Genomic DNA, 25,291 nt, shown 5'->3' with positions numbered 1-25,291 from the left:
ACCGCTGGCCGTCGGGTGGGCATCGTACGTGGACGCCATCGTAGGTAATCTCCCGTGGGCGTCGTGGACCCACGGTGCGCTGCCGCCCGGGTGCGGTGGAGCGTAGGCGAGCGCGAGGAGGCCACAGTGGCGACGAAGACGGCGACCGGCGGCCTGAGCCGGATCACCATCGTGGCCCCCCGGACCCGGATGGACCTCGCGCTCCCCGCCGACGTCCCGCTGGCCGACCTGCTGCCGACCCTGCTCCGGTACGCCGGGGAGGACCTCGCCGACGAGGGGGTGCGGCACGGCGGCTGGAGCCTGGCCCGGCTCGGCGGGCAGCCGCTCGACGGTGGCCGCACCGCCGCGCAGCTCGGCATCCGTGACGGCGAGGTGCTCTACTTCAACCCCCGCGCGGCGGCGGCCCCGGAGATCGTCTTCGACGACGTGGTGGACGCGGTGGCCACCGCGACCAACCAGCGCCCGGGAAGCTGGCAGGTGGGCACCACCCGCTCGTTCTCGGTGCTCCTCGCCGCGTCGGCGCTCTCCGCCGCCGGGCTGGCCGCGCTGTTCGCGGGCCCGCCGCAGCTCCCCGGCGCGATCGCCGCCCTGCTGGTCGCGGTGGCCCTGGTGGTCAGCGCGGCGGTGCTGTCCCGGGCGTCCGGGGACAGCCGGACCGGCTCGGTGCTCGCCCTGGCCGGGATCGGGCACGCCGCGATCGGCGGCCTGCTGGTGCTGGCCGGCGACCGGGCGCTGACCGAGCTGGCGAGCCCGCACGTGCTGCTCGCGGCGACCGCCGTGGTGGTCTCCGGCGCGGTCGCGGCGCTGGCGGTCGGCGACCGGCTGCCGCTGTTCTTCGCCGCGATCGCCGTGGGCGCGGCGGTCGGCTTCGGCGCGGTGGTGAGCCTCGCGTTCTCGATCGGCGCTCCGGCCGCCGCCGCGGTGGTCGCCACGGTCGCCTTCGCCGCCCTGCCCGCCCTGCCGATGGCGGCCTACCGGCTGGCCCGGCTGCCGGTCCCGTCCATCCCGACCGGCCCGGAGGACCTGAAGACCGACACGGAGAGCGTCGACGGCCGCCGGGTGCTGCGGCTCAGCGAGCGGGCCGACGAGTTCCTCGCCGCCCTGCTGTGGACGGTGGCGCTGCTGGTCCTGGGCGGGGAGATCGTCCTCGCCCTCGACGGCCGGCTGCCGGCGGTGCTGCTCTGCCTGGTGCTGGCCCTGCTGTCGCTGCTGCGCGCCCGGCCGTTCATCGGCCGCGCCCTGCGCGTACCGGTGCTGCTGGCCGGCTCGCTCGGGCTGGGCCTGGCGGCGGCGGCCACCTTCGCCGCCGGGGACACGGCGGTCCGGCTGGGCGTGGTCCTCGGCGGCCTGGTCGTGGTGGCCGTGATCAGCCTGATCTACGGGCTCACCGTGGCGGGCAAGCGCATCTCCCCGGTCTGGGGCCGCCTCCTCGACATCGTCGAGATCCTGCTGATCATCTCCCTGGTCCCCCTGGCCGTCTGGGTCTGCGGCCTCTACGGCTGGATCGTCAACCTCCGCCCCTGACCTGCCTGTTGATCAAGAAGTTTGCGTCAGGAACCGGGCCGGCGTCCGACGCAAACTTCTTGATCGACGAGGTGTGGCCACGCGTGCGGTGGTCAGTCGGCGCGGTGGTCAGTCGGCGCGGTGGTCGATGACGCGCAGGGCCACCGGGGCGGTGGCGTAGACCCCCGGGCCGTGCTCGCCGTCCAGGGGGCGGGCCGGGACGCCGCCCCGCCTCGCGACGTTCCGGACCACCTCGACCAGCGCCTCGACGTGCTCGGCGGGGGCCGCGACGCGCAGCAGCGGCGGGGTCGGCCGGTCGCCGGGGCGGAACGCGGCGGCGAGGGTGTGCGACGGGGCGGAGGTCGCGGTCACCGCGTCCACCAGGGCGCCCCAGGGCACCCCGGCGCGGGCGCGCAGGGCCAGGCAGCGCTGGGTCCAACCGCCGCCCTGCAGCCCGGTCCAGGTCTCCTCCTGCGAGGCGGAGGCCAGGTCGACGCCGGCCGCCGAGGCGACGGCGGCGCGCAGCTCGTCGCGGCCGAGCACCCGGTGGGCCAGGCCGGCGGCGCGCAGGGCCTTGCCGAGCCGGCCGACCGCCGCGGACACGGTCCGGTGCACGCCCAGCGTCCCGCCGCCCCGGGTCACCGACTCGCCCCGGGCGTCCCGCACGGACAGCCGCACGGCCACCCACACGGTGCGGTGGGCGGCCGGGGGCGCGCCCGGCGCCGGGTACCAGACCAGGGTGTGCGAGACGACCTGGACGAGGGAGACCGGGGCGGAGAAGTCGGCCAGCACGGCCAGCGCCCGGTCCACCGTCGCCGCCTCGACCGAGCCGGCGGGCGCCCCGGCGGGCGGGTCCAGGGCCACGGCGGCGAACCAGCCCTGCCCGTCCTGGCCGATGCCGAGCCGGGTGCCCCGCTCGGTCAGTTCGAGGATGGTCAGCTCCGGGGCCAGGGCCGCCAGCCGGGGATCGCCGGAACCGGTCCCGGCCAGCGCCGTGCGGGCCCGCTCCCGGCGGCGGCGCAGCCGGCGGCGCAGCAGCAGGTCCTCGTACCACCAGCGCCCGCCCCGGCGGACGAAGGCGGCGCCGACCGCCGCCACCGCGAGGGTGGCGACGACGCCGAGCAGCCAGCGGGGGCCGCCGAGCGCGGCGTAGACGGCGAGGGCGGCCAGCTCCGCCACGACGAGCTGCCCGACGACGACGGGGCCGAGCCGCCCCCGGCTGCGCCGGTCGGCCGGAACGACCGCGCGGTCCGGCGGTGCCGGCAGGGCGGGCGGGTCGACCGGGCCGGTGGCCGTACGACCGGGTGGCGCCTGGACCTGCGTCATCGGTGCGTCCCTCCTGGACGGCGGCGTGGTGGGCCGGCGCGGGCGGGCGGTGCTCCCGATCCGCGGCCGACGGCCCCTTATCGTAGGGAAGCCCGCGGCGGAGCTCGGACCTGATCGTCGCGGACCCACCCCGCCGGAGGTAAGTCATGCGGACCCGCCGCGACCAGGTGCAGGCGTACCGCTTCGTCACCCGCCGGATCGTCTCCGCGCTGCTGTCCGGTGACCCGGAGACCACCAACCTGCCGATGCGGCGGCTCGGCCTCGCGGTGGTCGGCAGCGTGGTGGCCGCCGCGGTGGTGCTCGGCGGCGTCGGCGCGTACGGCCAGCTCACCGGCAACTCCGCGCCGCTGGAGACGAACACGCTGGTCATCGAGCGGGAGACCGGGGCGACGTACGTCTACGTCGACGGCCTGCTGCACCCGACCCTCAACTACGCCTCGGCGCGGCTGATCCTCAACGAGGCGGAGCCGGCGGTGCGGACCATGTCGCGGGCGTCCATCGCGGACCGGCCGCGCGGGCGTACCGTCGGCATCGTCGGCGCCCCGGATGCGCTGCCCGAACGGAAGTCCCTGATCGGGCTGCCCTGGTCGGTCTGCGACGTGCCGAACCCGGCCGACCCGCGTCGCTCCACCACCCACCTGGTGATCGACCGGCCGCTCTCCGGCGGCGTTCCGCTCGGCGACCGGGCGGTGCTGGTCACCGTCGCCGGCGGGCGGTACCTGCTCACCGGCGACGCCCGGCTGCGGATCGCCGGCGGGGACCAGGCGACCGCCGCGCTGCGGATGGCCGGCGCCCCGGCGCTCACCGTCGGCGAGCAGCTCCTCAACGCCGTGCCGGCGGGGCCGGTGCTGCGCGAGCCCGACATCGCCGGCGAGGGGGAGGCCAGCGCTCGGACGGTGGGCGACGGGCCGGCCCGCGTCGGCGACGTCTTCCGGGCCGCCGGCCAGCACTACGTGCTGACCCGGGAGGGGCTGGCCTCGATCGGCGAGGTCACCGCCCTGCTCCTGCTGCGCGACGGCGGCCAGGTCACCGACATCACCCCGGACCAGGCGGGCGGGCTGCTGACCCGGCAGCGGGTGGAGCCGGAGGGGACCCCCAGGGCACTTCCGACGCTGCACCCGGCCCAGACGGGCCGCACGGTGCTCTGCGCCACCTACCGGAAGGCCGCCGCCGGGGCGCCGCCCACCACCACGCTGGAGGTCTTCGACCGGATGCCGGCCGAGCTGACCAGCCCCGCGACGACGCCGGCGCGGCAGGGCGACCGCGACGCGGTCCGCACCGCCGAGCAGGTGCTGCTGCCCGGCGGCAGGGGCGTGCTGGCCCAGGCCGCCCCGGGCTCCGGGGAGGGCGGCGCCGGCGCGCCGGGCTCGACGGTCTACCTGATCAGCGCCCAGGGGGTGCGCTACCCGCTGGGCACCCGCTCGGGCGACGCGCTGACCGCCCTCGGGTACGGCGGGGTCACCCCGCTGGCGGTACCCGCGTCGCTGCTGTCGCTGATCCCGACGGGGCCCACCCTGGAGCGGGAGGACGCCCTGGCCTACTTCGCCCCGGGCGCCCCGACGGCGGGCCGCCGCCCGCCGGCCGGGGAGACGAGCCCGGACGCGGGAAAGGCGAGCCCTGAAGCGGGGAAGGCGAGCCCGGGCGGTGGAGAGGCGAGCCCGGGCCCCGGAAAGGCGAGCGGCGGGCCGAACCGGGCGGCGGGCACCGCAACGACCGGGGCCACCGGGGCACCCGCCACCGACCGTTGACCAGGAGACGCTCTCCACGGGTCGCCCGGGTTGGCCGCCGTCCACTAACCTGATCCTCACCAGCGGTTGTCGACAAGGACCACGGGGATGCTGCCATGACCGGGCGCACGACAGTAGACGTACTGTCCCTAGAGGACTTCCACCGGCGGTTGGCCGGCCGGCTCAGCGAGGCCGAAGCCGTGCTCAGGAAGCTCACCGCCGAGATGCAGTGCCGGCCACCGGAGCTGGGCACGTTCGCCGACGCGACCAGCAACGCCCGGCGCTACTCCGAGCTGCACCAGACCTACAGCCAGCAGGTCGAGCGGCTCCGCGACGCCGTGCGGGCGGCGCAGAGCGCGACCAGCACGATCCTGAACAACTACCGCACCACCGAGGCGCGCAACGCGGCCAACTCCGCCGACATCGCCGCCGCCCTCGGCGGCGTCGACGACGCGCTCGGCGGGAAGGAGGCCCCTCGTGTCTGAGTACACGGCGCGCTACGAGCACGTCAGCCACGAAAAGCTGTACGAGGCCGTGAACGCCGGCGACCCCGCCCAGATCGACGGGCTGGCCGCCAAGTGGAACTCCATGAAGGGCACCCTCGACGACCTCGCCCGCGACCTCAGGGGCGACCTCGACAAGCTGGCCAACGGCTGGACGGGGGACGCCGGGCGGGAGTTCCAGCGGCGGCTGTCGCTGGTCGTCGACTACTCGACCACCCTCTCCGAGGGGATGGCCGACGTCCGCCAGGGCCTGACGCTGATGGCCACCCACCTGCGCACCGCCAAGAAGGAGGCGGAGAGCCCCGAAGAGACCGACGACCACGACCAGGCGGTCTCCGGGGCGGTCAAGGGCGGTGTGACCTTCGGCCTGCCCGGCGCGATCGTCGGCGGCATCATGGGCCACCAGCAGGACAAGGCGGAGCAGGAGCGCGCCCACAAGCGGATGGTGAAGGTGGTGGCCGAGCTGGCCGCCGGCTACGACCTCTCCGCGTACGGCCGGCTGGTCGACCCGCCGAAGCCGGACCGGGACCTGCCGTACGACCCGAACACCACCCCGTCGACCCCGTCCACCGGCCCCGGGGCCCGCAAGCCGGGGTCCGCGCCGAACAGCAGGAAGGGCAGCCCGCGCCGCGACGGGAAGACCGCGCCCGACCCGCAGGCCGTCCTGCACGGGCCGGGGCCGGGCAACGGGACGGTGCTGTCGGGTGTGGAGCCCGGCGGCACGCACCCGGGCCCGGGTCCGGTCCACAACGGCCCGGGCACCACGCCGGGCGCGGGCACCGACCCGGGTACGTCCCTCGCCGGGGCCGACCCGGTGCTCGGGGGCACGCCGCCCACCGGCGGCACCACCGGCGGGGTCGGGCTGGGCGGGGCGACCGCCACGGCGGCGGCCGGCGCCGGTGCGGGCCTGCTCTTCGGCGCGCGCCCCGGAGCACCGGCCGGCGGCGTGCTCGGCGGCGGCACCGGCTCGCTGGCCGGGTCGACGCGCGCCGCCGCGCCGATGGCGGCGAAGCCGGCCGGCGGCCCGCCGATGACCGAGCACCGCCCCGCCACGAGCGTGGGCCGGTTCGGCGGCAACGGTGCCAACAACGGGGCCGCCAACCGGGCGGGCGTGCTCGGCGGGGCCGGGCGGACCGGCGAGGACGACTCCGACGAGCGGCTGACCTGGCTGACCGAGGACGAGATGGTGTGGAGCGACGGCGAGACGGGAGCCCCACCGGTGCTCGGCGCGAGCTGACCGTCCCTCCTTCCACCCGTACGGCGCGGGGCCCTTCCCACCGGGAGGGCCCCGCCGTGTTCCGGGAGCGCCCGGTGCGCGGGCGGATCCTCCGCGCCGAGGGGCCGGCGGCGCCGGTGCCGCCCGGGCTGGACCGGCTGCCGGTGGCCGGCGAGGTGGTCGTCTCCCCGGCCCTGCGGGACCTGCTCGGTTCTCCCGACGGCCCGCTGGTCGCACCCCGGCTCGGCGGCGCCCGGGTGACCGGCACGATCGGGGCGCAGGGCCTCACCGGCCCGCACGAGTTGGCCTTCTACCTGGGCAGCGACACCCTGACGGAGGCGGCGCGGATCGACCGGTTCGGCGGCGGGCCGCCGAGCGAGGAGTTCAGCCCCGTCCTGATGGTCCTCGTCGTGGTTGTCCTCCGATCCCGGCGACGCGCTGGCCCGGCTGGCCGCGTCCCAGGGCGTCACCCGCACCGTGGGGACGCTGACGACACTGGCGATCGGCGAGGAGCAGCCCGACGGGCAGTTCTCCTCGTTCGCCAAGGTGCGGATCGGCGACTGCGCCGCGCTGGCCGAGTACGCCCGGCTCGACGCCTGCGCGGACGGGGACGTCTTCCTCGCCGAGATGCCGCCTGGCGAGCGCCGGTCCACCCAGTTCGTCAACGTCCGGCGCGGCATGGTCGTCGGCGTGGTGGTGACGCTGCTGCTGATCGGCACGAGCATGCTGGTCGGCATGTTGGAGCAGTTGCGGGAGCGCCGCCGGCTGCTGGCCATGCTGGTCGCGGTCGGCACCCCTCGCCGCGCGCTGGGCTGGTCGGTGCTGTGGCAGGCGGCGGTACCGGTGCTGATCGGGCTAGGCCTCGCGGTCGTCTTCGGGCTGGGCCTCGGGACGGTGCTGCTGCGCATGGTCGGCTCGCCGATCTCGGTGAGCTGGCCGGCGGTCGCCACGGGGGTCGGCCTCGGCGGCGGGTTGGTGCTGCTGGTGACCGGCGCGAGCCTGCCGCTCCTCTGGCGGCTGACTCGTCCCGAGGGCCTGCGTGCCGAGTGACACCGTGGGCGGGGATCCAGCCGCGCGCCGGGTCGCCGCCCACGGGGGCGCGTCCGTCCACAGCGACGGGTGGTCCGGCTCACCCCACCCGCGCGGCGTCCGGGATGCGGGCGCTGCGGAACGCGGATAGGTTGGTGTGGTGCAGTCCGTAGCGTTCGCCCGCCCCGCCCGGTCGGGGACGCCGCGCCTGCCACGCCCGTCGTGGCAGGCGACGCTGCGCCGCTTCCGGGAGCTGGGTCGCCTCGCGCTGACCGCCCTCGTCCTCGCGGTCGGTCTCGGCGGGGTCTCCGCCGTGACGACCACCCCCGCCTCCGCCGCCGATCTGGCCCGCCCCGCCGTGGTGACCAGCCGGGTGGACGCGCTGCGCCCCGGGTCCGGCCCGGCCGTCGAGCCGCACAGCGCCCCGGCCGCCCGACCGACCCCCGACGACGCCCGGCACCCGGCGCCCGCCCCGGCGGCGGCCGGCGCGGCTGCCGTCCCGGTCGACCACCCCGCCGTCGACCCGATCGGCGGCACCGTCGTCCGTCGCGGCCCTCCCCGGCACTGACCCGGGCCGCTTCCGCCCGACCCGGTCCGCGTCGGCATCGCGCCGCCCCGGCACCGCGTCGGCTTCCCGCGAGCCCGCCGACGGCCGCGCCCTCCCGCGCCCCCGACGACCCCGCCCGCCGCCGCCCTCGGCGCTGACGGCCGGCGAGGACCGTCGCGCACCGGTCGAGGCGGCCACCGGCCCGCACGGCGGGCCCGACCGTCAGTCCACGTCGTCCCCTCCGAGGTGCTCCCCATGCAGACCGCGCTCTCCTCAGTCCTGCTCGACGTACCGCTGGCCGCCGTGATCTGGCTGGCCCTCCTCGGCGTCGTCGCCGTCGCGGTGGCCGGCCTGGTCCTGCGGCCGAACCTCCTGCGCTCCGCGGTGGCCGGGCGCGTCCGCGAGGCGGCCATGCCGAGCCTGCTGGAACAGGCGGAGGAGGAGCGGGAACGCCGCCGCTACGCCGAGGAGGTGGCGACGGCGGCGCAGCGGGCGGCGGCCACCGCCCAGCGGCTCCGGGCCGAGTGGCTCTCCGCGCAGGAGGAGGTCGAGGCCGACTGGCAGGCGTACGAGACCGCCGAGGCGGACGTCCGTCGGCTCTCCGCCGCCGCCCTGCTCCCCCGACCGAACACCGAGCGCAGCCCCGCCGAGTACGCCGACCGCGAGCGCTACCTGCACCGGGCCGCGCTGGAGGCGTACCGGCGTCGGGAGCTGTCGGAGGAGCAGCTCAGCGACGTGTTCGCGCACCGGGGCGGATGGGATCCCCGGCTGCACCCGGTCGAGCAGGAGCTGGTGCTGCGCCGCGCCGTACGGGACCACCTGCGCGCCCGGCACCAGCTCGCCCGGCGACGGGAGGAGGCCGCGTGGCGGGCCGCCGAGCAGGCCGCAGTGGCGGCGGGCAGCCTCCGGGACGAGGCGTTGGCGGCGACCGCACCCGCCGTCGCGCAGGAGCAGCCGCTGGTGCCCGGGGTGACCGACGTCGCCGACCGGACGCGCGAGATGCCGGTGGTCGCCCGCGAGCGGCACGTCGTCGCCAGGGGCCGCGCCGCCGTCCCCGCCTGACCCCACCCCGAGCGGTCACCCTGCCCGGTCACGTCCGCCCGGTCCCGCGAGGGCCCCAGCCAGCCCCGGCGCGACCCGTCCACCGGCACCCGCCCGGCCCGGCGCCCGCCACGGCCCGTCCGCCGGCGCCCGCCACCGGCGCGCCGACCTCGCCGGGGCGGGCGCGCCCCGGCGAGGTCGGCTAGCGTGGCGGCATGTCGCAGGAGCAGTGGGTCTTCGCGGTGCTCGCCGTCCTCGCCGGGCTCCTCGCCCTGGCGATGCTGGTCGGCGCCGTCCTGCTCGCCGTGCGGGTGGTCCGCACCCGCCGGATGCTCGGCACGCTGGGCGTCGGCGGCAAGGTCGCCTTCTGGGGCGCGCTGGTCTACACCGTCTTCCCGGTCGACGTGCTCCCCGACCCGATCTACCTGGACGACATCGGCGTGCTGGCCGCCGCGCTGCTCTACCTGGGCCGGCTCGTGCAGCAGCACCGCGCCGCCGAGCGGCTGCCCGGCGGGCCGGAGCCCCACGACGACCACGCCCAGCGCCCAGTGTCCTGAGCCGCACCACCGCCCGGCTTCCGGGTGACGGCGACATCCGGGAAGCTCGCCGACCCGGCGAACCCGGTCGTCCAGGAGTACTGGACGGACGCCGCCGAGCTGGCCAACCGGATCGCGGGCCGGGGCTACAACTCCTGACCCCGCACACTCACGTCACTCCCGCACCCCGCACACCCACCCCGCATCTGGCACCCGGCACGCCGCGCGCTCCGCGCGCTCCGTTGTGAGAGGGGCGCCCTTCTCTACCGCAGACGTTAGGAAGGGGCCCCTCCTTACACCTAGGGGGCGATGTGGCGGCGGCTGCCCGCCTCGGTGACGACGACCGCCTCCACCGGACAGGACTCGGCGGCATCCAGCACGGCCCGGGCCGGTGCCACCTCCTCGACCAGTGGCTGGGACAGCCCGTCCACCAGCACGAAGTGCGCGGGTGCGGCCCCGGCGCAGATGCCCGACCCGATGCACCGGGTCGGGTCCACCCGCAGCCGCCACCCGAGGCCGGTCGTCTCGTTCTCCGCGCTCACCTGATCCTCCCAACCGCCGCGCTCCACCTGGGGTCATGCCAGGAACACGGATCGTAGCGAGGAAACTCGATGCCAGGCCAGTGAGCTGGATGGATTTCCGGCGCGCACGCGCATCGTGGGACGGGCACGACGATCCCGGGCCGCCGCGCACGCGACGACCCGGGACGACGGTACGAAGGGTCAGGCCGGCGAGGTGTCGCCCCCGCCGGTGCGCTGCTGGGCCATGTCGACGCCCTTGTCGATCTGCTCGTCGTACTTGCCGCCGGTGCGCTTGTCGACCATGTCGCCGCCCTTGTCGAGGCCCTGGTCGACCTGCTTGTCGTGCTTGTCGGCGAAGTCCTTGGCCTTGTCCATGAAGTCGCTCACGGGTTCCTCCTCCACTGGGTCCACCAGGAGCCTTCCCTGCCCGGCACGGCACAAACCGCCGGGCGGCACCTTTGGCGATCTTGGAACGTCTCCGCTCTCGGCGAGAGGCCGGCGACCGCCGCGAATCCGGACATCGCACCCGGGCGGGTGTCGCCCGGGACGAAAGCGGGTATCGACGTCGCCCAGGGACGCGGGAGGGCCGGCGTGGCAGAGGACGGTGGCGGGCGGACGCCCGGGAACACGGCGGGCAGGGACGGCGATCCGGCGACGCCCGCTCCCGCGCTCCACGCGGGGCCCCGGCAGGCGTGGGCGGGGCTGCCGTGGCTGGTCCGCTCGGCGGTGCTCTGGAGCGCCTGCCTCGTGGTGGTCGTCACCGGGCTCTACCTGCTCGGGAAGATCGCCGTGCTGCTCGCGCCGCTGGCCATCGCGCTGGCCGCGACCCTCTTCCTCACCGCGCTGCTCGACCCGGTGCTGCTCCTGCTGCGCCGGCTCCGGCTGCCGGCGGCGCTGGCCGCCCTGCTCACCGTGCTGCTCCTGCTCGGCGTCCTGGCCGGGGTCGGGGTGCTGGTGTGGAACCTGACCGCGAGCCAGTTCGGCGAGCTGAGTCAGGAACTCGACCAGGGCCTCCAGCGCACCCGGGACTTCGTCACCTCCACGCTCCCGGTCACCGACGTCCAGCTCGACAACCTGGTCCGGCAGGCCCGCGACGGGGTGGGCGGCAACGCCCCCGACCCGGTCGGCGGGGCCCGCACGGCCGCCGAGGTCGCCGGCTCGGTCCTGCTCGCCCTGGTGCTGCTGTTCTTCCTGCTCAAGGACGGCCGGTCGATGTGGCACTGGGTGCTGCGCCGGATGACCGGGCCGAACCGGGAGGTGACCGCCGAGGCCGGCCGGGTGGGCTGGCGGACGCTCGGCTCGTACAGCCGGGGCACCATGATCATCGCGGCGATCGACGCCATCGGGATCGGCCTGGCCCTCGTGGTGCTGCGGGTGCCGCTCGCCCTGCCGCTGGCCCTGATCACCTTCCTCGGCGGGTTCGTCCCGATCATCGGCGCCACGGTGGCCGGCGCGGTGGCCGTGCTGGTGGCCCTCGCCGCGAAGGGGCCCACCATCGCGCTGCTCACCCTGGCCGCGGTGATCGCCGTCCAGCAGATCGAGGGGAACCTGCTGGAGCCCCTGGTGATGAAGCGCCAGGTCCAGCTCCACCCGGCGGTGATCCTGGTGGCGGTGACCGCCGGCACGCTCATCGGCGGGATCGCCGGGGCGTTCGTGTCGGTGCCGATCACCGCCGTCGCGTACCGCGTGATCGACACCGTGCAGCGGCACCGGCAGGCCGCCTGACCTCGCGGCCCGGGGCCGGAGGACCCGGTTCAGGACGACGGACGCAGGTGGTCGGCGAACCAGCCGGCCGCCGCGTCCGCGACCTGCTCCAGGGTGCCCGGCTCCTCGAACAGGTGCGTCGCCCCCGGCACCACCCGCAGCTCGCCGACCTCGCCCAGCTCGGCCAGAGCCTGCTCGTTCAGCGTGATCACCTGCTCGTCGAGCCCGCCCACCAGCAGCAGCGTCGGGGCCTCGACCCGGGGCAGGGCGGCGCCGGCCAGGTCGGGCCGCCCGCCGCGCGACACCACGGCGCGTACCCGCTCGGGGCGGGCCGCGGCGGCGACCAGCGCGGCGGCGGCCCCGGTGCTCGCGCCGAACAGGCCCACCGGCAGCCGGCCCAGGGCCGGCTCGCCGCCCATCCAGTCCACGATCGCGGCCAGCCGGTCGGCGAGCAGGCCGATGTCGAACCGGAGTTCGGCCGTGCGGGCGTCGACCCGGTCCTCGGCCGGGGTGAGCAGGTCGACCAGCACCGTGCCGAGCGCCCGCCGCTGGAGCACCCGCGCGACGGCGGTGTTGCGGGGGCTGTGCCGGGAGCTGCCACTGCCGTGCGCGAAGAGCACCACCCCGGCCGCCCCGTCCGGGACCACCACGTCGGCCGGCAGCCCGGCGTCCCCCACCGGGATCGTGACCTCGACACCCCCGGTGGCCGTCCCCACCTGCCCGCGCGCCCCCATGTCGTACCCCTCCCCGTCGTCCCGCCGGTGCCCCGACGGCCGCAACCGCGCGGATACCCGCCCCGGTGCCCGGGATTCGCCCTTGCCTTGACATCGACGGCAAGGTCTAGCGTGACGGCCAGAGGGGTGGAGGAGGGCGAATGCTGATCGGCGAACTGGCGGAACGCGCCGGCACCAGCCCCCGGACGCTGCGCTACTACGAGACGCAGGGGCTGGTACGACCACAGCGCTCGGCCAACGGGTACCGCGTCTACGACGAGGCGGAGCTGCGGGTCGTACACGAGATCCGCGCCCTGCTGGCGGTGGGGTTCGGCCTGGACGACATCAGGCCGTTCGTTGCCTGCCTGCGGGCCGGCCACTCCTCCGGCGACGTCTGCCCGGACTCCGTGGCCGTGCTGCGCCGCAAGCTCGCCGAGGTGGACGCCTACCTCGACCGGCTGGGCGGGGTACGGCGGCAGTTGCACGACCAACTCACCCAGGCCATCGCACACCGGGAGGAAAGATGCCTCAGAAGACGGGGACTGCCCCGCTGACCGCCGTCACCGACACCACCTTCGCCGAGACGGTGCTCGCCGCCGACCGGCCGGTGGTGGTCGACTTCTGGGCCGAGTGGTGCCCGCCCTGCGTGGCGGTCTCGCGGAGCCTCGTCGAGTTGGCCGACGAGTTCGGCGACCAGCTACGGATCGTCACGCTGAACACCGACGAGAACCCGGCCATCACCCGGGCGTACCAGGTGATGTCGATGCCGACCCTGCTGGTGTTCCGGGGCGGCGAGTTGGTCGGCTCGACCGTCGGCGCCCGGCCGAAGAACCACCTGCGGGGCATCTTCGCCCGACACCTGGAGCCGTGACGGGCGGCACCCCCACCGTGCCGTCGTCGTTTGCGGGTGGGGCGACCGGGAAGGCCCGGGGTGACCGCAGCACCGGCGCGGACGCGCCCCGACCGATCGCGAGGACCGTCATGGCCCGAGAGCAGGACAGGCCCCAGCAGCAGGACGCCGAGCGGGACGAACAGCGGGAGCGGGACGCCGAGCGCGGCCGGGACTGGGGGGACGAGGCGGCGCAGGCCCGTACGGCCGACGACCCGCGCGTCATGGCCCCGCGCGACTCCGCCGGGCGCCCCTCCCAGGGGCGACAGCTCTGAGGGCCCGGGCCTGCCGCCCCGGCGTGGGACTACCCGGCAGGTTCCGTGTCCGTTGTCGGGACGGCGCCCGGGCCGACCGTTCTGCCCTTGGAGACGAGGTTTACCTGGAAGATGCCCTTCGACGACACCAGGTCGACGACGAATCGGGGAAGCACCCGCGTCGCGAAGAGGTCGTGGGAGTAGTCCTGTGCGGTGAGCCACGTCGACACCGCCGCCTTCTCCTCGCCGCGTAGGGCGGGGGCGAGGCAGGAGTCCACCACCGCCCGGATCAGCCGGCGGCCCTTGGCTAGGCGCGGGTCGCTGGTGATGCAGAACAGGGTGGCGACCTCGCTGCGGTCCCCGTCCCGGCTCCTGGTGACCCCGAAACGGGTGCGGTAGGCGGTGCCCGGCAGCGTCGCCGTGGTGTCGTACCCCTTTGCGGAGGCCTTCGCCGGTTTCCCCCACCGCTGCGCCCAACCTGCCGCGATGGCCTCGACCTTCGCGCCGGGAATGGGCGGCAGCGGCCCGGCGGACCGTGGACCACCCGCGTCGGGGCGCTCCTCCCCGGCCGGGGCGCTGGTGGCCGAACCCGAGGGGTGGCCGCGCCCGTCGGCGACTGGCTCCGGCCGCGCAGCCCGGAACCACCATGCGCCGCCGACGACGAGCGCGGCAACGATCGACACGATCAGCAGTAGCCTTCCGCCCCGCGGCGATCGCTGTGGGCGCGGTCCGGTTCCGGCTTCGACCTGGCTCGTCATGCGCCTCCCCCCGCTTCTAGCTCAGGTTCTCCGGCAGGTGCATCAGGGGCGCCCGGCCGGGCGGCTGCTCCGGTTCGGCGGCGGGCGGGGTGAACGGCGGCACCGGCACGGTGACCGGCTCCGCGTGGGTCACCCGGACCTTCTCGCCGTGGTGGGTCAGCTCGATCGCGTCGTCCGGGCCGCCGTGCCGCAGCGCGTACGTCGTCTCGTGCGGCCGGACGTCGACCCGCAGCCGCAGCCCCCGCCACTGCAACGAGAACTCCAGCCGGCCCATCCGGCTCGGCAGCCGGGGCGCGAACGTCAGCAGCCCGTCGTGGTCGCGCAGCCCACCGAAGCCGGCGACCAGGGCGATCCACGCCCCCGCCAGCGACGCCATGTGCACCCCGTCGCGGGTGTTCTCGTTCAGGTCGTGCAGGTCCATCAGCGCGGCCTCGCGCAGGTAGCGGTGGGCCAGCTCCAGGTAGCCGACCTCGGCCGCGAGCACCGCCTGGGTGCACGCCGACAGGGACGAGTCCCGCACGGTCCGCCGCTCGCAGTACAGGAAGTTGCGCAGCTTCTGCTCGTCGGTGAAGGCGTCGCCCCGCCAGTGCATGGCGAGCACCAGGTCGGCCTGCTTGATCACCTGCTTGCGGTACAGGTCGAAGTACGGGTAGTGCAGCAGCAGCGGGTACTTCTCGGCGGGGGTGTGCTCGAAGTCCCACTCCTGGAGCCGGGTGAACCCCTCCACCGGCTGGTGCACGTCGAGTTCACCGTCGTACGGCACGGACATGGCGTTGGCCGCGTCCCGCCAGGCCGCCGCCTCCTCCTCGGTCACCCCGAGGTCGATGGCCTCGTCGCGCAGCCGCATGGCGCAGTCGGCGGCGGCGAGCAGGTTCCGCTGCGCCATCAGGTTGGTGTAGACGTTGTCGTCCTTCACGGCCGTGTACTCGTCCGGGCCGGTCACCCCGTCGATGTGGAACCGGCCGCGCCGGTCGTGGTGCCCGAGCGAGCGCCACAGCCGGGCCGTCTCGACCAGCAGTTCCAGACCGATCTCCCGTTCCAGCGCCGCGTCGCCGGTGACCAGCACGTACCGCCGCAGCGCGTCGGCGACGTCGGCGGCGATGTGGAACGCCGCCGTCCCCGCCGGCCAGTACGCCGACGACTCCGGCCCCTCGATGGTGCGCCACGGGAAGGCCGCGCCCTCGAGGTTCAGCATCCGGGCCCGCTCGTGTGCCTGCTCCAGGGTGGAGTGCCGCCAGTGCAGGGCGTCGCGCACGGCGCCCGGCTGGGTGTAGGTCAGCACCGGCAGCACGAACATCTCCGTGTCCCAGAACGCGTGCCCGTCGTACCCGGGGCCGGTGAGGCCCTTCGCCGAGATCGGCCGGCGTTCGGCCCGCGCGCCGGCCTGGAGCACGTGGAACAGGCCGAAGCGCACGGCCTGCTGCACCTCCGGGTCGCCGTCGACCCGCACGTCGGCGGCGTCCCAGAACTCGTCGAGGTACTCCCGCTGCTCGCGGCGCAGCCCGTCCCAGCCGTCGAGGCGGGCCGCGGTGAGGGCCGCCCCGACCTGGTCGCGCAGCGCCGGCAGCGACCGCCGGCTCGACCAGCCGTACGCCAGGTACTTGACCACCCGCAGCTTCTCGCCGGGCTTGAGGACGCAGCCGACGGTGGTGCGGACCCAGTCCTCGTACCCCTCCGACTCGACGGTGGTGTGCTCCGGGCCGTGCACGTCGTGGTCCATGACGGCGGCGACCCGCAGCCCGCTGACCTTGGTCCGGTGGATGAGCAGCCCGCCGTCCTCGGTGGTCAGCTCCTCCTCGGCCTGCAACGGGGACTCCAGCACGGCCGCCACCCGGGGGTCGCGGCTCTGCGCCGGGAGGGCCTCGTTGGCCACCAGCTCGGACTGGAGGATCAGCCGCAGCGGCCCGTCCACCGCCTCGACCTCGTAGTTGATGGCGGCGACCGACCGCTGGGTGAACGAGACCAGCCGGGTGCTGCGCAGCTTGACCTCCCGCCCGGCCGGGGAGCGCCAGTGCACCTCCCGGTGCAGGGTGCCGGCCCGCAGGTCGAGGATCCGCTCGTGGTGCAGCAGCTCGCCGTACCGGACGTCGAGCGGCTCGTCGTCGACCAGCAGCCGGATCAGCTTGCCGTTGGTGACGTTGACGATGGTCTGCCCGGACTCGGGGAAGCCGAACCCGGCCTCCGCGTACGGCAACGGGCGCAGCTCGTAGAAGGAGTTCAGGTACGTCCCGGGTAGGCCGTGCGGCTCGCCCTCGTCCAGGTTGCCGCGCAGGCCGACGTGGCCGTTGGAGAGCGCGAAGACCGACTCCGACTGGGCCAGCACGTCCACGTCGAGGCGGGTCTCCCGGACGTGCCAGGGCTCCACCGGATAGGCGCGTTCGCGGATCATGCGGGTGTCTCCCTGTCGATCAGGCCGGCGAGGTCGGTCACCACGACGTCCGCCCCGTGCGCGAGCAGCTCCTCGGCCTGGCCGACCCGGTCCACCCCGACCACGTACCCGAACCCGCCGGCCCGCCCGGCGGCGACGCCGGCCAGCGCGTCCTCGAAGACGACCGCCCGCGCCGGGTCCACCCCGAGCAGCCGGGCGCCCTCCAGGAAGGTGTCCGGGTGCGGCTTGCCGCGCAGCCCCCGCTCCCGGGCGACGAGCCCGTCGACGCGGGCCTCCAGCAGCGGTTCCAGCCCGGCGGCGGCGACCACCTGCCGACAGTTGGCGCTGGCGGAGACGACCGCGCGGCGCAGCCCGGCGTCGGCCGCCGCCTTCAGGTACGTCACGGAGCCCGGATAGACCTCGACCCCGTCGGTGCGCAGGCGCTCCAGCAGGACGACGTTCTTCCGGTTGCCGATCCCGTTGACGGTCTCCGCCTCCGGCGGGTCGTCGGGCGCGCCCTCGGGCAGGACGACCCCCCGGGAGGCGAGGAACGACCGCACCCCGTCGGCCCGGGGCCGCCCGTCGACGTAGCGGTTGTAGTCCGGACCCGGGTCGAACGGCCGGAACGGCTCCCCGGTCGCCTCGGCGTGGCGCAGGAGGAACGCGTCGAACGTCTGCGCCCAGGCGACGTTGTGGACCCGCGCGGTCTGCGTCAGCACACCGTCCAGGTCGAAGAGACAGGCGGTCACACCAGCAGGAAGCCCCAACACGCTACGAATCTACCCGCGGAAGAAGGAAGGGCACCTTGTTAACGCCTGCGATAGAGAAGGTCACCCCTCTCACCTCCGGGCTACGGGCGGGCGGGGCCCGTCAGCGGTGGGGGCGCAGCGTCCAGACCACCGTCATCGCCGAGGTCGGGGTGCCGTCCTCGGTGGCGATCTCGACCTCGACCGGGAACTCGGGCCGGCGGCCGGCGTCCAGCTCCGCGACCACCTCGGGCGCGGGCCGGCCGAGCCGCGCGGTGGCCAGCACCGGCCCTCTCGCCACCTTCCGGTAGGCGATGTCGGCCCGCACGGCCAGCGGCACCGCCCGGTCGAGGAGCTGCCCGAACGCGGCCATCACCACCGCGCCCGACGCCGTCTCGCCGAGCGTGAACATCGCCCCGGCGTGCGGGCCGCCGATGTGGTTGTGCACAGCCGGCGAGTCGGGCAGCCGGACCACGGCCCGCACCCCGCCCTGCGCCTCGGGGGCCACCTCGACGAACTCGATGCCGAGGGTGCGGGCGAACGGCACCGCCGCCAACATGCCGGCGGCGACCTGGCGCGAGTCGATGGTCATGGCCCCAACGTTACTCGCCGGTAACTAGGGGGGCAAGGGGAGGTCAGCGCCACCCCACGTCGATCCGGTCACCGCGCTCGTTGAAGAAGTGCAGGGCGTCCAGGCGCACCGAGACGGCCAGCGGGTGACCGGCGGAGATCCCCGGGTACGGCGCGAGCCGCACGCCCAGCTCCCCCGGCCGGCGGTGGTGGCGGCCCGGGTCGCTGAGCACGCTGTTCGGGTTGCGGCGCGACGGCTCGGCCGGGTCGGCCACCGGCTCGGCGCCCCGGCCGGTGAGCCGCTGGATGACCTGCCCGAGCTTGCGTCGTCCCCGCGGGCCGCCGGCCTCGTCACCGGTGCTGCTGCCCATCTCGTCGACGACGACGGCGGTCGCGCCGACGTCCACGAACGCGAGCGATTCGTGGCCGTGGTGCTCCAGGTAGCGGATGCGGCCCCGCAGCACCTCGCCCTTGGCGTCCGGGCCGACGGGGGTGAGCGCCTCGGCCCGCATCCCGACCACGATGCGCTCGCCGTGGTAGTGCGCCACGGCCCGGCTGCGGATGTCGTTCCAGGGCAGGTGGATGGCCTGGTCGCCGAGGTGCAGCGCGACGTACCGGTCTAGGTGGACGTAGACCGACGCCTCCAGCAGGTTCATCCGGGGGCTGCCGAGGAACGCGGCGACGTAGAGGGTGGCCGGCCTGCCGTACACCTGGGTGGGGGTGCCGACGTCCTGGAGCACGCCCTTGCGCATGATGGCCACCCGGTCGGCCATGGTCAGCGCCTCGGCCTGGTCGTGCGTGACGTAGATGGTGGTGACGCCCAGCTCGCGGGTCAGGCCGGAGATCTCCGCGCGCAGCTCGGCGCGCAGCCCGCTGTCCAGGTTCGACAGGGGCTCGTCCATCAGGAACAGGCCGGGCCGCCGGACGAGGGCCCGCCCCATCGCGACCCGCTGGCGCTGACCGCCGGAGAGCTGGCTGGGCTTGCGGCCCAGCACGTCGCCGATGCCGAGCGCGCTGGCCACGTCGGCAACCCGCTCGTCGCGCGGCCCCTGCTCCACCCCGGCGAGGCGCAGCGGGAAGGCGATGTTGTCGTGCACGGTCATGTGCGGGTACAGGGCGAAGTCCTGGAAGACCATGGCGATCTTGCGGTCCTGGGGCGCAAGGTCGTTGACCAGCTCGCCGTCGAGCAGGACCGCGCCGGAGGTCGGGGGCTCCAGCCCCGCGATCATCCGCAGGACGGTGGACTTCCCGCACCCGGACGGGCCGAGCAGGACCATGAACTCCCCGTCGTTCACGTCCAGGTTGATGTTGTTGACGGCGACGGTCCCATCCTGGAAGACCTTGGCCACATCCTTGAGCGCGACGGTTGTCACCGTCTCCTCCCCCAGCTCTTTTCACAGCACACGAAACCCCGAATGACTGACTGTGACCAGGATCATGGCAACCGCGCATCGGGTAAACGTGTCATGTTCGGCTCGTGACAGACGTATTGCCTGACCATGCGGTTCAGGAAGACTCGTCCAGGAACACCTGGCGGACGACCCGCTCGGCGGCCCGGCCGTCCTCGAGCGCGCAGAACCGGGCCCGGAACCGCCCCCGGGCCGCCGTCGCGGCGGGGGCGTCGACCGCCCCCGAGCGGAACAGGTCGAGCAGCCCGGGGAAGCTGGTCGTCACCGCGCCGGGTGGCTCGGCCAGCAGGTCGAGGTAGACGCCCCGGGCGAGCCGGTACGCCTCCCAGTCGGGCGCGTAGACGACGATCGGGCGGTCCAGCACGGCGTAGTCGAACATCGCCGAGGAGTAGTCCGTCACCAGCACGTCGGCGGCCAGGTAGAGGTCTTCGACCCGGTCGTGGTCGCTGACGTTGAGCACCCGGGGGTCCTCGACGGGCAGGAGGGGCCGGCCGTCCCGGTCGTGGAAGTAGTGGCTGCGCACCAGCAGCCGGCCGGCCGGGCCGAGCGCGTCGAGCAGCAGCCCCGGGTCGAACGGCGGCCGGTACCCGGGCAGGTGCTCGCGGTGGGTCGGGGCGTACAGGACCACGCGCTCGTCGGAGGCGAGGCCGAGCCGGGCGCGCACCTCGCGTACGTCGGCGGCGGTGGCGGTGACCAGCCGGTCGTTGCGCGGGTACCCGACCTCCAGCGTGGTGTACGCGGCCGGGTACGCCCGCTCCCACATCCGGGTGGAGAAGGCGTTCGCGGAGACGCTGTAGTCCCAGCGGTCCACCCGGCGCAGCAGCCCGCCGAAGTCCATCCCGGCCGCGCCGAGCGGGTAGCGCTGCTGGTCCAGCCCCATCACCTTGACCGGCGTGCCGTGGTGGGTCTGCACGTGCGTCGAGCCGGGCCGCTTGCGCACGAAGTCGGGGAAGTTGACGTTGTTGACCAGCCAGGTGGCCCGCGCCAGCGCCCGGTGGTACTCGCGGCTGCCCGCGACCACGTACTCCACCCCGGGCGGCAGCGAGTCGACCCGGTCCCGCCGGACGATCCACACCCCGCGTACGTGCGGCGCGAGCCGACGGGCCGCCTCGTAGACGGCGGCCGGGTTGCAGACGTACCCCCGGTACCAGTACGCCGCGTAGACGGCCAGCGTCGGGTCCGGCGGCCGGCGCAGCTCGGCGCGGTAGTACTCGCGCAGCAGCGCGTCGCGGCCCCGCCGGGCGGCCTCCCGGGCCATCGGCCCGGCCCGCCGGGCCTGCCGCCGGGCGGTCTCCCGCGCCTGGTTGGCGGCGCGCAGCGCGCTGAACGTGCGCCACCGGCCGGCGGCGACGAGCCGGTGCTTGAGCCCCTCCACCCCCTCGGGGGCCGGGTAGCCGCCGGGCGGCAGCCGGCGGGCGTGATCGGCGGCGATCCGGGCGAAGAAGGCAGGCCGCAGCTCGGGGGCGATCCGCTCCCCGTTGCCGAGCACGGTCAGGTAGTGCCAGATCATCCGCTCGAAGACCGCCGGGCGCAGGTCGTCGGCGCGCGCCCCGGCGGGTGTCGTCGCCCGCTCGTCCAGCCAGCGGAACACCCGGTCCCACTGCGCGAACACCTCGAAGTGCCGGTCCCCCCGGGTCCGGGTGATCGCCCCCGCCCGGCGCTGCCGGTAGTTGACGCAGACCCGGTCCAGCACCCCGATCCGCTCGGCGGCCAGCAGCACCGGGTAGCTGAACGGCACGTCCTCGTACCAGCCGGGCGGGAAGCGCAGCCCGAGGTCGAGCAGGAACTCCCGGCGGACCAGCTTGTTCCACGCCGTGTGCAGCAGCCGCAGCGCCTCCGGGCGCTCGCGCAGCCCGAACGTGACCGGGCCGGGCGGGGTCGGGAAGACCTCGGCCATCGCGCTGCGGGCGGCCCGCTGGTCCCAGTGCACCCGGACGTGGTCGACCACCAGCACGTCCGGGCGGGTCGCCCGCAGCCGGGCGGCGACCTCGGCCAGGCAGTCCGGGGCGAGCCAGTCGTCGCCGTCGACGAACCAGACGTACTCGCCGCCGGCCAGGTCCAGCCCGGCGTTGCGGGCCGGGCCGAGGCCGCCGTTCGCGGCGAGCCGGACGGCGCGGACCCGGTGGTCCCGGGCCGCGTACTCGGCGAGGATCTCGCCGCCGGCGTCGGGCGAGTGGTCGTCGACGCCGATCACCTCGACGTCGTCGACCGGCTGGCCGAGGATCGAGTCGAGGCACTCGCCCAGGTACGCCTGCACCCGGTAGGCCGGGACGACGAAGCTGATCAGCGGCATCGCCCCGGCCCTCCCGTCAGCCCGGCTGGCGAACCCCTCCGCGCGCCGGGACTCCCACGGCCCGCCGGGCGCGGGCGGGCAGCACGACCCAGGCCAGGAGCACACTCCCGGCGAAGAGCGCAATCAGGTACGCACCGAGTGTAGCCATGACGATCCCCGCGAAACCGGCGATCCCGGCGACGGCCAGCAGCGCCGAGCGCCCCTCCCAGCCCAGCGTGGCGGCGTGCAGGGGCGGGGCCGCCTGCCGCTTCTCCAGCCGTGCCGTCAGGTCGTAGTGGTGCAGGGTGAGCGCGAAGACGTACCCGAAGACCACCCACGCCGGGGCGTCGCCGACCACGCCGACCGCGATGGCGAACAGGTACTCCCCCGCCCGCAGCGCGGCCGGGACCAGCCAGTCCAGCGGCCCGCCGTGCGCCGCCCGCGCCCCGAGGCCGGCGACCAGCAGCACCAGCAGCGCCACCGGCACCGCCCAGCGCAGGCCGCCCGGGTCGCCGTCGTCCGATCCGGCCCGCAGCAGGGCCGCCACGAGCAGCGCCGCCGGGCCCAGCGCCCCCACCACCGCGAGCGCCAACGGGCCCGCCGCGCGCAGCGCCGGGAACCGGGCCGCGAGGGGGCCGTCGTCGCGGTGCAGGGTCGCGTCGACCGTGTCGAGCACCGGCACCCGCATCCAGCGGGCGCGCAGGGTGCGCAGCGCCCCCGTGTACGCGAACGCCAGCGCCCCCCAGACCAGCACCGCGACCAGCGCGACCAGCGGGCTGAACAGCGCCACGGCCAGCGCGATCAGCGCCCACCGCTCCCCGATCGGGAACACCACCGTCCGCTTCAGCCAGTACGACACCGACCCCGTGTCGGCCTGCACCCGGGTCGACGCGGCGTTGAGCTTGTCGCCGATCCCGCCACCGCCGCCGACCGCCTTCGGCCGGCGGGCCGCCTCGTCGTGCAGCACCCCGTACCAGGTGTCGGTCATGTGCCGCACGGTCTGGAGCGTCATCGCGGCGACCGCGAGCGCCCAGCCGTACCGGTGGCCGGCCGCCGTCGCGCCGTAGCCGAGGCCGGCGTAGACCACGTACTCCTTGGCCCGGTCGGCCATCGTGTCCAGCCAGCCGCCCCACGCGCTGAAGTGCCGGGTGTAGCGGGCGAGCTGGCCGTCGACGCAGTCCAGCACGAAGCCGAGGTAGAGCAGCACCGCGCCGGCAACCAGCGCGGGCCGGCCGCCGACGCCGAAGAGCACCGCGGCGGCCACCGCGAAGGCCACGGAGATCGCGGTGACCCCGGTCGGGGTCAGCCGCAGCCGCGCGCAGACCTTCGTCACGTACGGGGACCAGGTGCTGACGAAGAACGTGGTGAAGAAGTCGTCCCGCTCCTTCACCGACAGCCGCAGCTCCGCCCGGTCCTCGTCGACCGCGCCGACGGCGGCCTCGGCGGCGGCCAGCCCGACCGGGTCGGCGACCCGGTGGGCGACGAGCAGGCGTACCCGGTGGGCGAAGGTCAGCGTGCCGCGCGCCGCGAGGGCGGTGAAGAGCCGGTCCACGGCGGGCCCCGCCGCGTCGCCTCCGGGGCCGGCGGCCGCCGCGCGGGCGGCGGCGGCCAGGGCGGGCAGGTCGTCGGCGCCCACCCGCAGCGCCCCGCCGAACACGCCGGTGGCCTCGCCGTCGAGCTGCCCGTGGAGGCCGGCGGCGACCACCTGGCCGCGCTCCTCCCGCACCACGGCCCGGCCGGCGGCCGGCGGGTCGGTCAGCACCAGGGCCACCGTCGGCCCGACCGGGCTGGTGGCCAGGTGCCGCAGTACGGCGGTGTGCGCCACCAGGTCCGCCCCGCTGACGATCACCGGGCCGGCGGCGGCGTCCACGATCTCCGCCAGCTCCGTCAGGTCGGCGGCGTGCCGGGCCTGGCTCGCGCCGGCCCGCAGCCACTGGTCGGCGAGCCGGTCGGCCAGCGTCGCCCCGCCCCGCGTCGGCAGGCCCGCGGCCGGTGCGCCGGCGGCGAGCACGATCGCGAGCGTCACCGCGCGACCGCGCTGTGGTAGGCGTCCAGCGCCTCGGCGATCGTCCCGTCGACGGTCAGCCGCCCGGCGTCGAGGTACAGCCCCCGACGGCAGAACCGGGTCAGATCCTTTTCGTTGTGTGACACCAGCACCAGTGTGCGTCCCTCCCCCAGAAGTCGGTCGATCGTCGCATAGCACTTCGCGCGGAACTCCGCGTCCCCGACCGCCGTCACCTCGTCCATGAGCAGGATCGGGTGCGGCAGGTGGGAGATGACGGCGAAGCCGAGGCGGACCTTCATCCCGGAGGAGTAGTGCCGCACCGCCGTGTCGATGGCCCGCTCCACCTGCTCACCGGCGAAGGAGACGATCTCGTCGAAGTGTTCGCGCAGGTAGCGCGACGACAGCCCGTGCAGCCCGCCGACGAGGTACAGGTTCTCCCGCCCGGTCAGGTCGCCGGAGAAGCCGGCCGACAGCTCCAGCAGCGGCGCGACCTGCCCGCGCACCCGGATGCGCCCCTCGTCGGGGATGAGCACCCCGGCGATCAGCCGCAGCAGCGTGCTCTTGCCGGTGCCGTTGCGCCCCACCACCCCGACCGTGTCGCCGGCCGCGACCCGGAACGACACGTCCCGCAGCGGCCAGAACCGGCCGCCGTCGCCCGCCCGTCCGGCCGGGCGGATGAAGAACTCCCGCAGCCGGAGCTGCCGCCGCCGGTTGCGGACGAACCGGATGCCGAGCCCGTCCGCCTCGATGATCGGCTCCCCCGCCATCACGACTCCCCGCGCGCCGTCGCCACCGCGCCCCGCTGCGCCGGCATTCACAGCTCCTTGAGCACGGCGGGCTCCAGCCGGCGGAACGCCCACCAGCCGGCCGCCAGCACCAGCGCGCTCACCGCGACCGTGGTCGCCAGCAGCCGGGCGTCGGGGAACTGGTCCGGGTACCAGACCGCGTGGTGGAGCTGGAAGACGCCGACCAGCGGGTTCAGCTCGTAGGCGGCCTTCACCCAGCCCGGCATCGCCGACTCCCGCACCAGGCTCAGCGGGTAGATGATCGGGGTGGCGTAGAAGAGGACGCGGATGCCCAGCCGCATGAACCGCTCGATGTCGCGCATCAGCACGTTGAGCGCCGACAGCAGCAGCGCCAGCCCGACCAGCAGCACCGCCTGCACGGCCACGGCGAGCGGCAGGGCGAGCACCGACCAGCCGGGGCGCACCTCGCCGCGCACGGCGTAGCCGGTGGCGATGGCGGCCAGGATCGGCAGGCCGGCGGCGTACTCGGCGAACCGGCCGGTGACCCGGCCGATCGGGAAGACCTGCCGGGGCACGTTCATCGTGGTGATCAGCCGGGCCTGCCCGGTGAGCGCGTTGGTCGCCTCGCTCAACGCCGAGCTGGCCCACATCCAGGCGAAGATGCCCGTGACCAGGAACAGCGGGTACGACCCGGCGGCCTCCCCGAGGTGGCGGCCCGTGTCCCGGGAGTAGAGCACCCCGAAGACGAACCAGTAGATCGCGCCCATGCCGAGCGGCTCGATCAGCGACCAGAGGTAGCCCAGCACCGACTGCCGGTACTTCACCGCCAGGTCACGGCGGACGAGGATGCGCAGCGAGTTCCGGTGCGCCCAGAGCGCCCCGACGCCAGACGTCACCGCGCCTCCTCG

The 25,291-nt window shown here is 75.4% G+C and carries 25 protein-coding genes; 12 read left to right on the top strand and 13 right to left on the bottom strand.

Annotated features, from left to right (window positions below; genetic code table 11):
* Positions 1 to 126: 126 nt before the first annotated feature.
* A complete protein-coding gene (gene eccD, locus LPU43_RS23250) occupies positions 127 to 1,524 on the top strand; it encodes a type VII secretion integral membrane protein EccD (protein ID WP_229402639.1) in 1,398 nt (465 codons plus the stop codon).
* Between the two features lie 108 nt (positions 1,525 to 1,632).
* Here eccD and LPU43_RS23245 read toward each other — a convergent pair whose 3' ends face one another.
* Positions 1,633 to 2,829, bottom strand: coding sequence for a type VII secretion protein EccE (locus LPU43_RS23245; RefSeq protein WP_229402638.1), 1,197 nt, complete (start codon positions 2,827 to 2,829; stop codon positions 1,633 to 1,635).
* 146 nt (positions 2,830 to 2,975) lie between these two features.
* Between LPU43_RS23245 and eccB the strand changes: the two genes are divergently transcribed.
* The 7 genes from eccB to LPU43_RS23210 all read left to right on the top strand — a co-directional run bounded on the left by eccB (position 2,976) and on the right by LPU43_RS23210 (position 9,449).
* Entirely contained in the window at positions 2,976 to 4,577 is a 1,602-nt protein-coding gene (eccB, locus tag LPU43_RS23240; protein WP_229402637.1) for a type VII secretion protein EccB, read from the top strand.
* Between the two features lie 95 nt (positions 4,578 to 4,672).
* Positions 4,673 to 5,041 (top strand): hypothetical protein, encoded by a 369-nt coding sequence (locus LPU43_RS23235; RefSeq protein WP_229402636.1) that lies wholly within the window; start codon positions 4,673 to 4,675, stop codon positions 5,039 to 5,041.
* Entirely contained in the window at positions 5,034 to 6,296 is a 1,263-nt protein-coding gene (locus LPU43_RS23230) for a WXG100 family type VII secretion target (RefSeq protein WP_229402635.1), read from the top strand. The genes LPU43_RS23235 and LPU43_RS23230 overlap by 8 nt, the downstream gene beginning before the upstream one ends.
* 393 nt (positions 6,297 to 6,689) lie before the next feature.
* Entirely contained in the window at positions 6,690 to 7,325 is a 636-nt protein-coding gene (locus LPU43_RS23225) for an ABC transporter permease (protein WP_229402634.1), read from the top strand.
* 139 nt (positions 7,326 to 7,464) lie between these two features.
* Positions 7,465 to 7,872 (top strand): hypothetical protein, encoded by a 408-nt coding sequence (locus LPU43_RS23220; RefSeq protein ID WP_229402633.1) that lies wholly within the window; start codon positions 7,465 to 7,467, stop codon positions 7,870 to 7,872.
* Positions 7,873 to 8,106: 234 nt separating this feature from the next.
* Positions 8,107 to 8,913: a hypothetical protein gene (locus tag LPU43_RS23215; protein ID WP_229402632.1), complete on the top strand. Its 807-nt coding sequence runs from the start codon at positions 8,107 to 8,109 to the stop codon at positions 8,911 to 8,913.
* Positions 8,914 to 9,107: 194 nt separating this feature from the next.
* Positions 9,108 to 9,449 carry a YkvA family protein gene (locus LPU43_RS23210; protein ID WP_229402631.1) on the top strand — a complete coding sequence of 114 codons (342 nt, stop codon included), beginning with the start codon at positions 9,108 to 9,110 and terminating at the stop codon, positions 9,447 to 9,449.
* Between the two features lie 278 nt (positions 9,450 to 9,727).
* Here LPU43_RS23210 and LPU43_RS23205 read toward each other — a convergent pair whose 3' ends face one another.
* Together LPU43_RS23205 and LPU43_RS23200 are read right to left on the bottom strand one after the other, a co-directional pair.
* The gene (locus LPU43_RS23205; protein ID WP_229402630.1) at positions 9,728 to 9,970 is read right to left on the bottom strand and encodes a ferredoxin; all 243 of its coding nucleotides are present in this window, start codon (positions 9,968 to 9,970) and stop codon (positions 9,728 to 9,730) included.
* Between the two features lie 180 nt (positions 9,971 to 10,150).
* Positions 10,151 to 10,336, bottom strand: a complete 186-nt coding sequence (locus LPU43_RS23200) for an antitoxin (RefSeq protein WP_229402629.1) — start codon at positions 10,334 to 10,336, stop codon at positions 10,151 to 10,153.
* Between the two features lie 204 nt (positions 10,337 to 10,540).
* Between LPU43_RS23200 and LPU43_RS23195 the strand changes: the two genes are divergently transcribed.
* On the top strand, positions 10,541 to 11,674 hold the full coding sequence (locus LPU43_RS23195; RefSeq protein WP_229402628.1) for an AI-2E family transporter: 1,134 nt from the start codon (positions 10,541 to 10,543) through the stop codon (positions 11,672 to 11,674).
* 29 nt (positions 11,675 to 11,703) lie between these two features.
* Here LPU43_RS23195 and LPU43_RS23190 read toward each other — a convergent pair whose 3' ends face one another.
* The gene (locus LPU43_RS23190; protein ID WP_229402627.1) at positions 11,704 to 12,387 is read right to left on the bottom strand and encodes a dienelactone hydrolase family protein; all 684 of its coding nucleotides are present in this window, start codon (positions 12,385 to 12,387) and stop codon (positions 11,704 to 11,706) included.
* 140 nt (positions 12,388 to 12,527) lie between these two features.
* On the opposite strand from LPU43_RS23190, the gene LPU43_RS23185 reads away from it, so the two are divergent.
* The 3 genes from LPU43_RS23185 (at position 12,528) to LPU43_RS23175 (ending at position 13,530) form a co-directional block, all read left to right on the top strand.
* Positions 12,528 to 12,920, top strand: a complete 393-nt coding sequence (locus LPU43_RS23185) for a MerR family transcriptional regulator (RefSeq protein WP_229402626.1) — start codon at positions 12,528 to 12,530, stop codon at positions 12,918 to 12,920.
* Positions 12,890 to 13,237, top strand: coding sequence for a thioredoxin (gene trxA, locus LPU43_RS23180; protein WP_305074911.1), 348 nt, complete (start codon positions 12,890 to 12,892; stop codon positions 13,235 to 13,237). The genes LPU43_RS23185 and trxA overlap by 31 nt, the downstream gene beginning before the upstream one ends.
* A gap of 110 nt (positions 13,238 to 13,347) precedes the next feature.
* Entirely contained in the window at positions 13,348 to 13,530 is a 183-nt protein-coding gene (locus LPU43_RS23175) for a hypothetical protein (protein ID WP_229402625.1), read from the top strand.
* A gap of 29 nt (positions 13,531 to 13,559) precedes the next feature.
* On the opposite strand, the gene LPU43_RS23170 is transcribed toward LPU43_RS23175, so the two are convergent.
* From LPU43_RS23170 to LPU43_RS23130, 9 genes are all read right to left on the bottom strand, one after another.
* Positions 13,560 to 14,192, bottom strand: coding sequence for a hypothetical protein (locus LPU43_RS23170; protein WP_229402624.1), 633 nt, complete (start codon positions 14,190 to 14,192; stop codon positions 13,560 to 13,562).
* A 91-nt stretch (positions 14,193 to 14,283) separates the two neighbouring features.
* A complete protein-coding gene (locus LPU43_RS23165; protein ID WP_229402623.1) occupies positions 14,284 to 16,656 on the bottom strand; it encodes a glycoside hydrolase family 65 protein in 2,373 nt (790 codons plus the stop codon).
* A complete protein-coding gene (locus LPU43_RS23160; protein ID WP_229402622.1) occupies positions 16,653 to 17,405 on the bottom strand; it encodes a beta-phosphoglucomutase family hydrolase in 753 nt (250 codons plus the stop codon). Before LPU43_RS23160 ends, LPU43_RS23165 begins: the two co-directional genes overlap by 4 nt.
* A 100-nt stretch (positions 17,406 to 17,505) precedes the next feature.
* Entirely contained in the window at positions 17,506 to 17,973 is a 468-nt protein-coding gene (locus LPU43_RS23155) for a DUF4442 domain-containing protein (protein ID WP_229402621.1), read from the bottom strand.
* A 43-nt stretch (positions 17,974 to 18,016) separates the two neighbouring features.
* Positions 18,017 to 19,324, bottom strand: coding sequence for an ABC transporter ATP-binding protein (locus tag LPU43_RS23150; protein ID WP_229402620.1), 1,308 nt, complete (start codon positions 19,322 to 19,324; stop codon positions 18,017 to 18,019).
* A gap of 133 nt (positions 19,325 to 19,457) precedes the next feature.
* Positions 19,458 to 21,653: a bifunctional glycosyltransferase/CDP-glycerol:glycerophosphate glycerophosphotransferase gene (locus LPU43_RS23145; protein WP_229402619.1), complete on the bottom strand. Its 2,196-nt coding sequence runs from the start codon at positions 21,651 to 21,653 to the stop codon at positions 19,458 to 19,460.
* Between the two features lie 16 nt (positions 21,654 to 21,669).
* Positions 21,670 to 23,658 (bottom strand): DUF5941 domain-containing protein, encoded by a 1,989-nt coding sequence (locus LPU43_RS23140; protein WP_373321798.1) that lies wholly within the window; start codon positions 23,656 to 23,658, stop codon positions 21,670 to 21,672.
* A complete protein-coding gene (locus tag LPU43_RS23135; protein ID WP_229402618.1) occupies positions 23,655 to 24,404 on the bottom strand; it encodes an ABC transporter ATP-binding protein in 750 nt (249 codons plus the stop codon). The genes LPU43_RS23140 and LPU43_RS23135 overlap by 4 nt, the downstream gene beginning before the upstream one ends.
* 47 nt (positions 24,405 to 24,451) lie before the next feature.
* On the bottom strand, positions 24,452 to 25,279 hold the full coding sequence (locus tag LPU43_RS23130; RefSeq protein ID WP_229402617.1) for an ABC transporter permease: 828 nt from the start codon (positions 25,277 to 25,279) through the stop codon (positions 24,452 to 24,454).
* Positions 25,280 to 25,291: the final 12 nt, after the last annotated feature.

Source organism: Micromonospora okii (genome assembly GCF_020884795.1).
Taxonomy (GTDB): domain Bacteria; phylum Actinomycetota; class Actinomycetes; order Mycobacteriales; family Micromonosporaceae; genus Micromonospora; species Micromonospora okii.
Note: the sequence above shows the minus strand (reverse complement) of the source record. Positions and strands in the feature narration are given on the sequence as shown.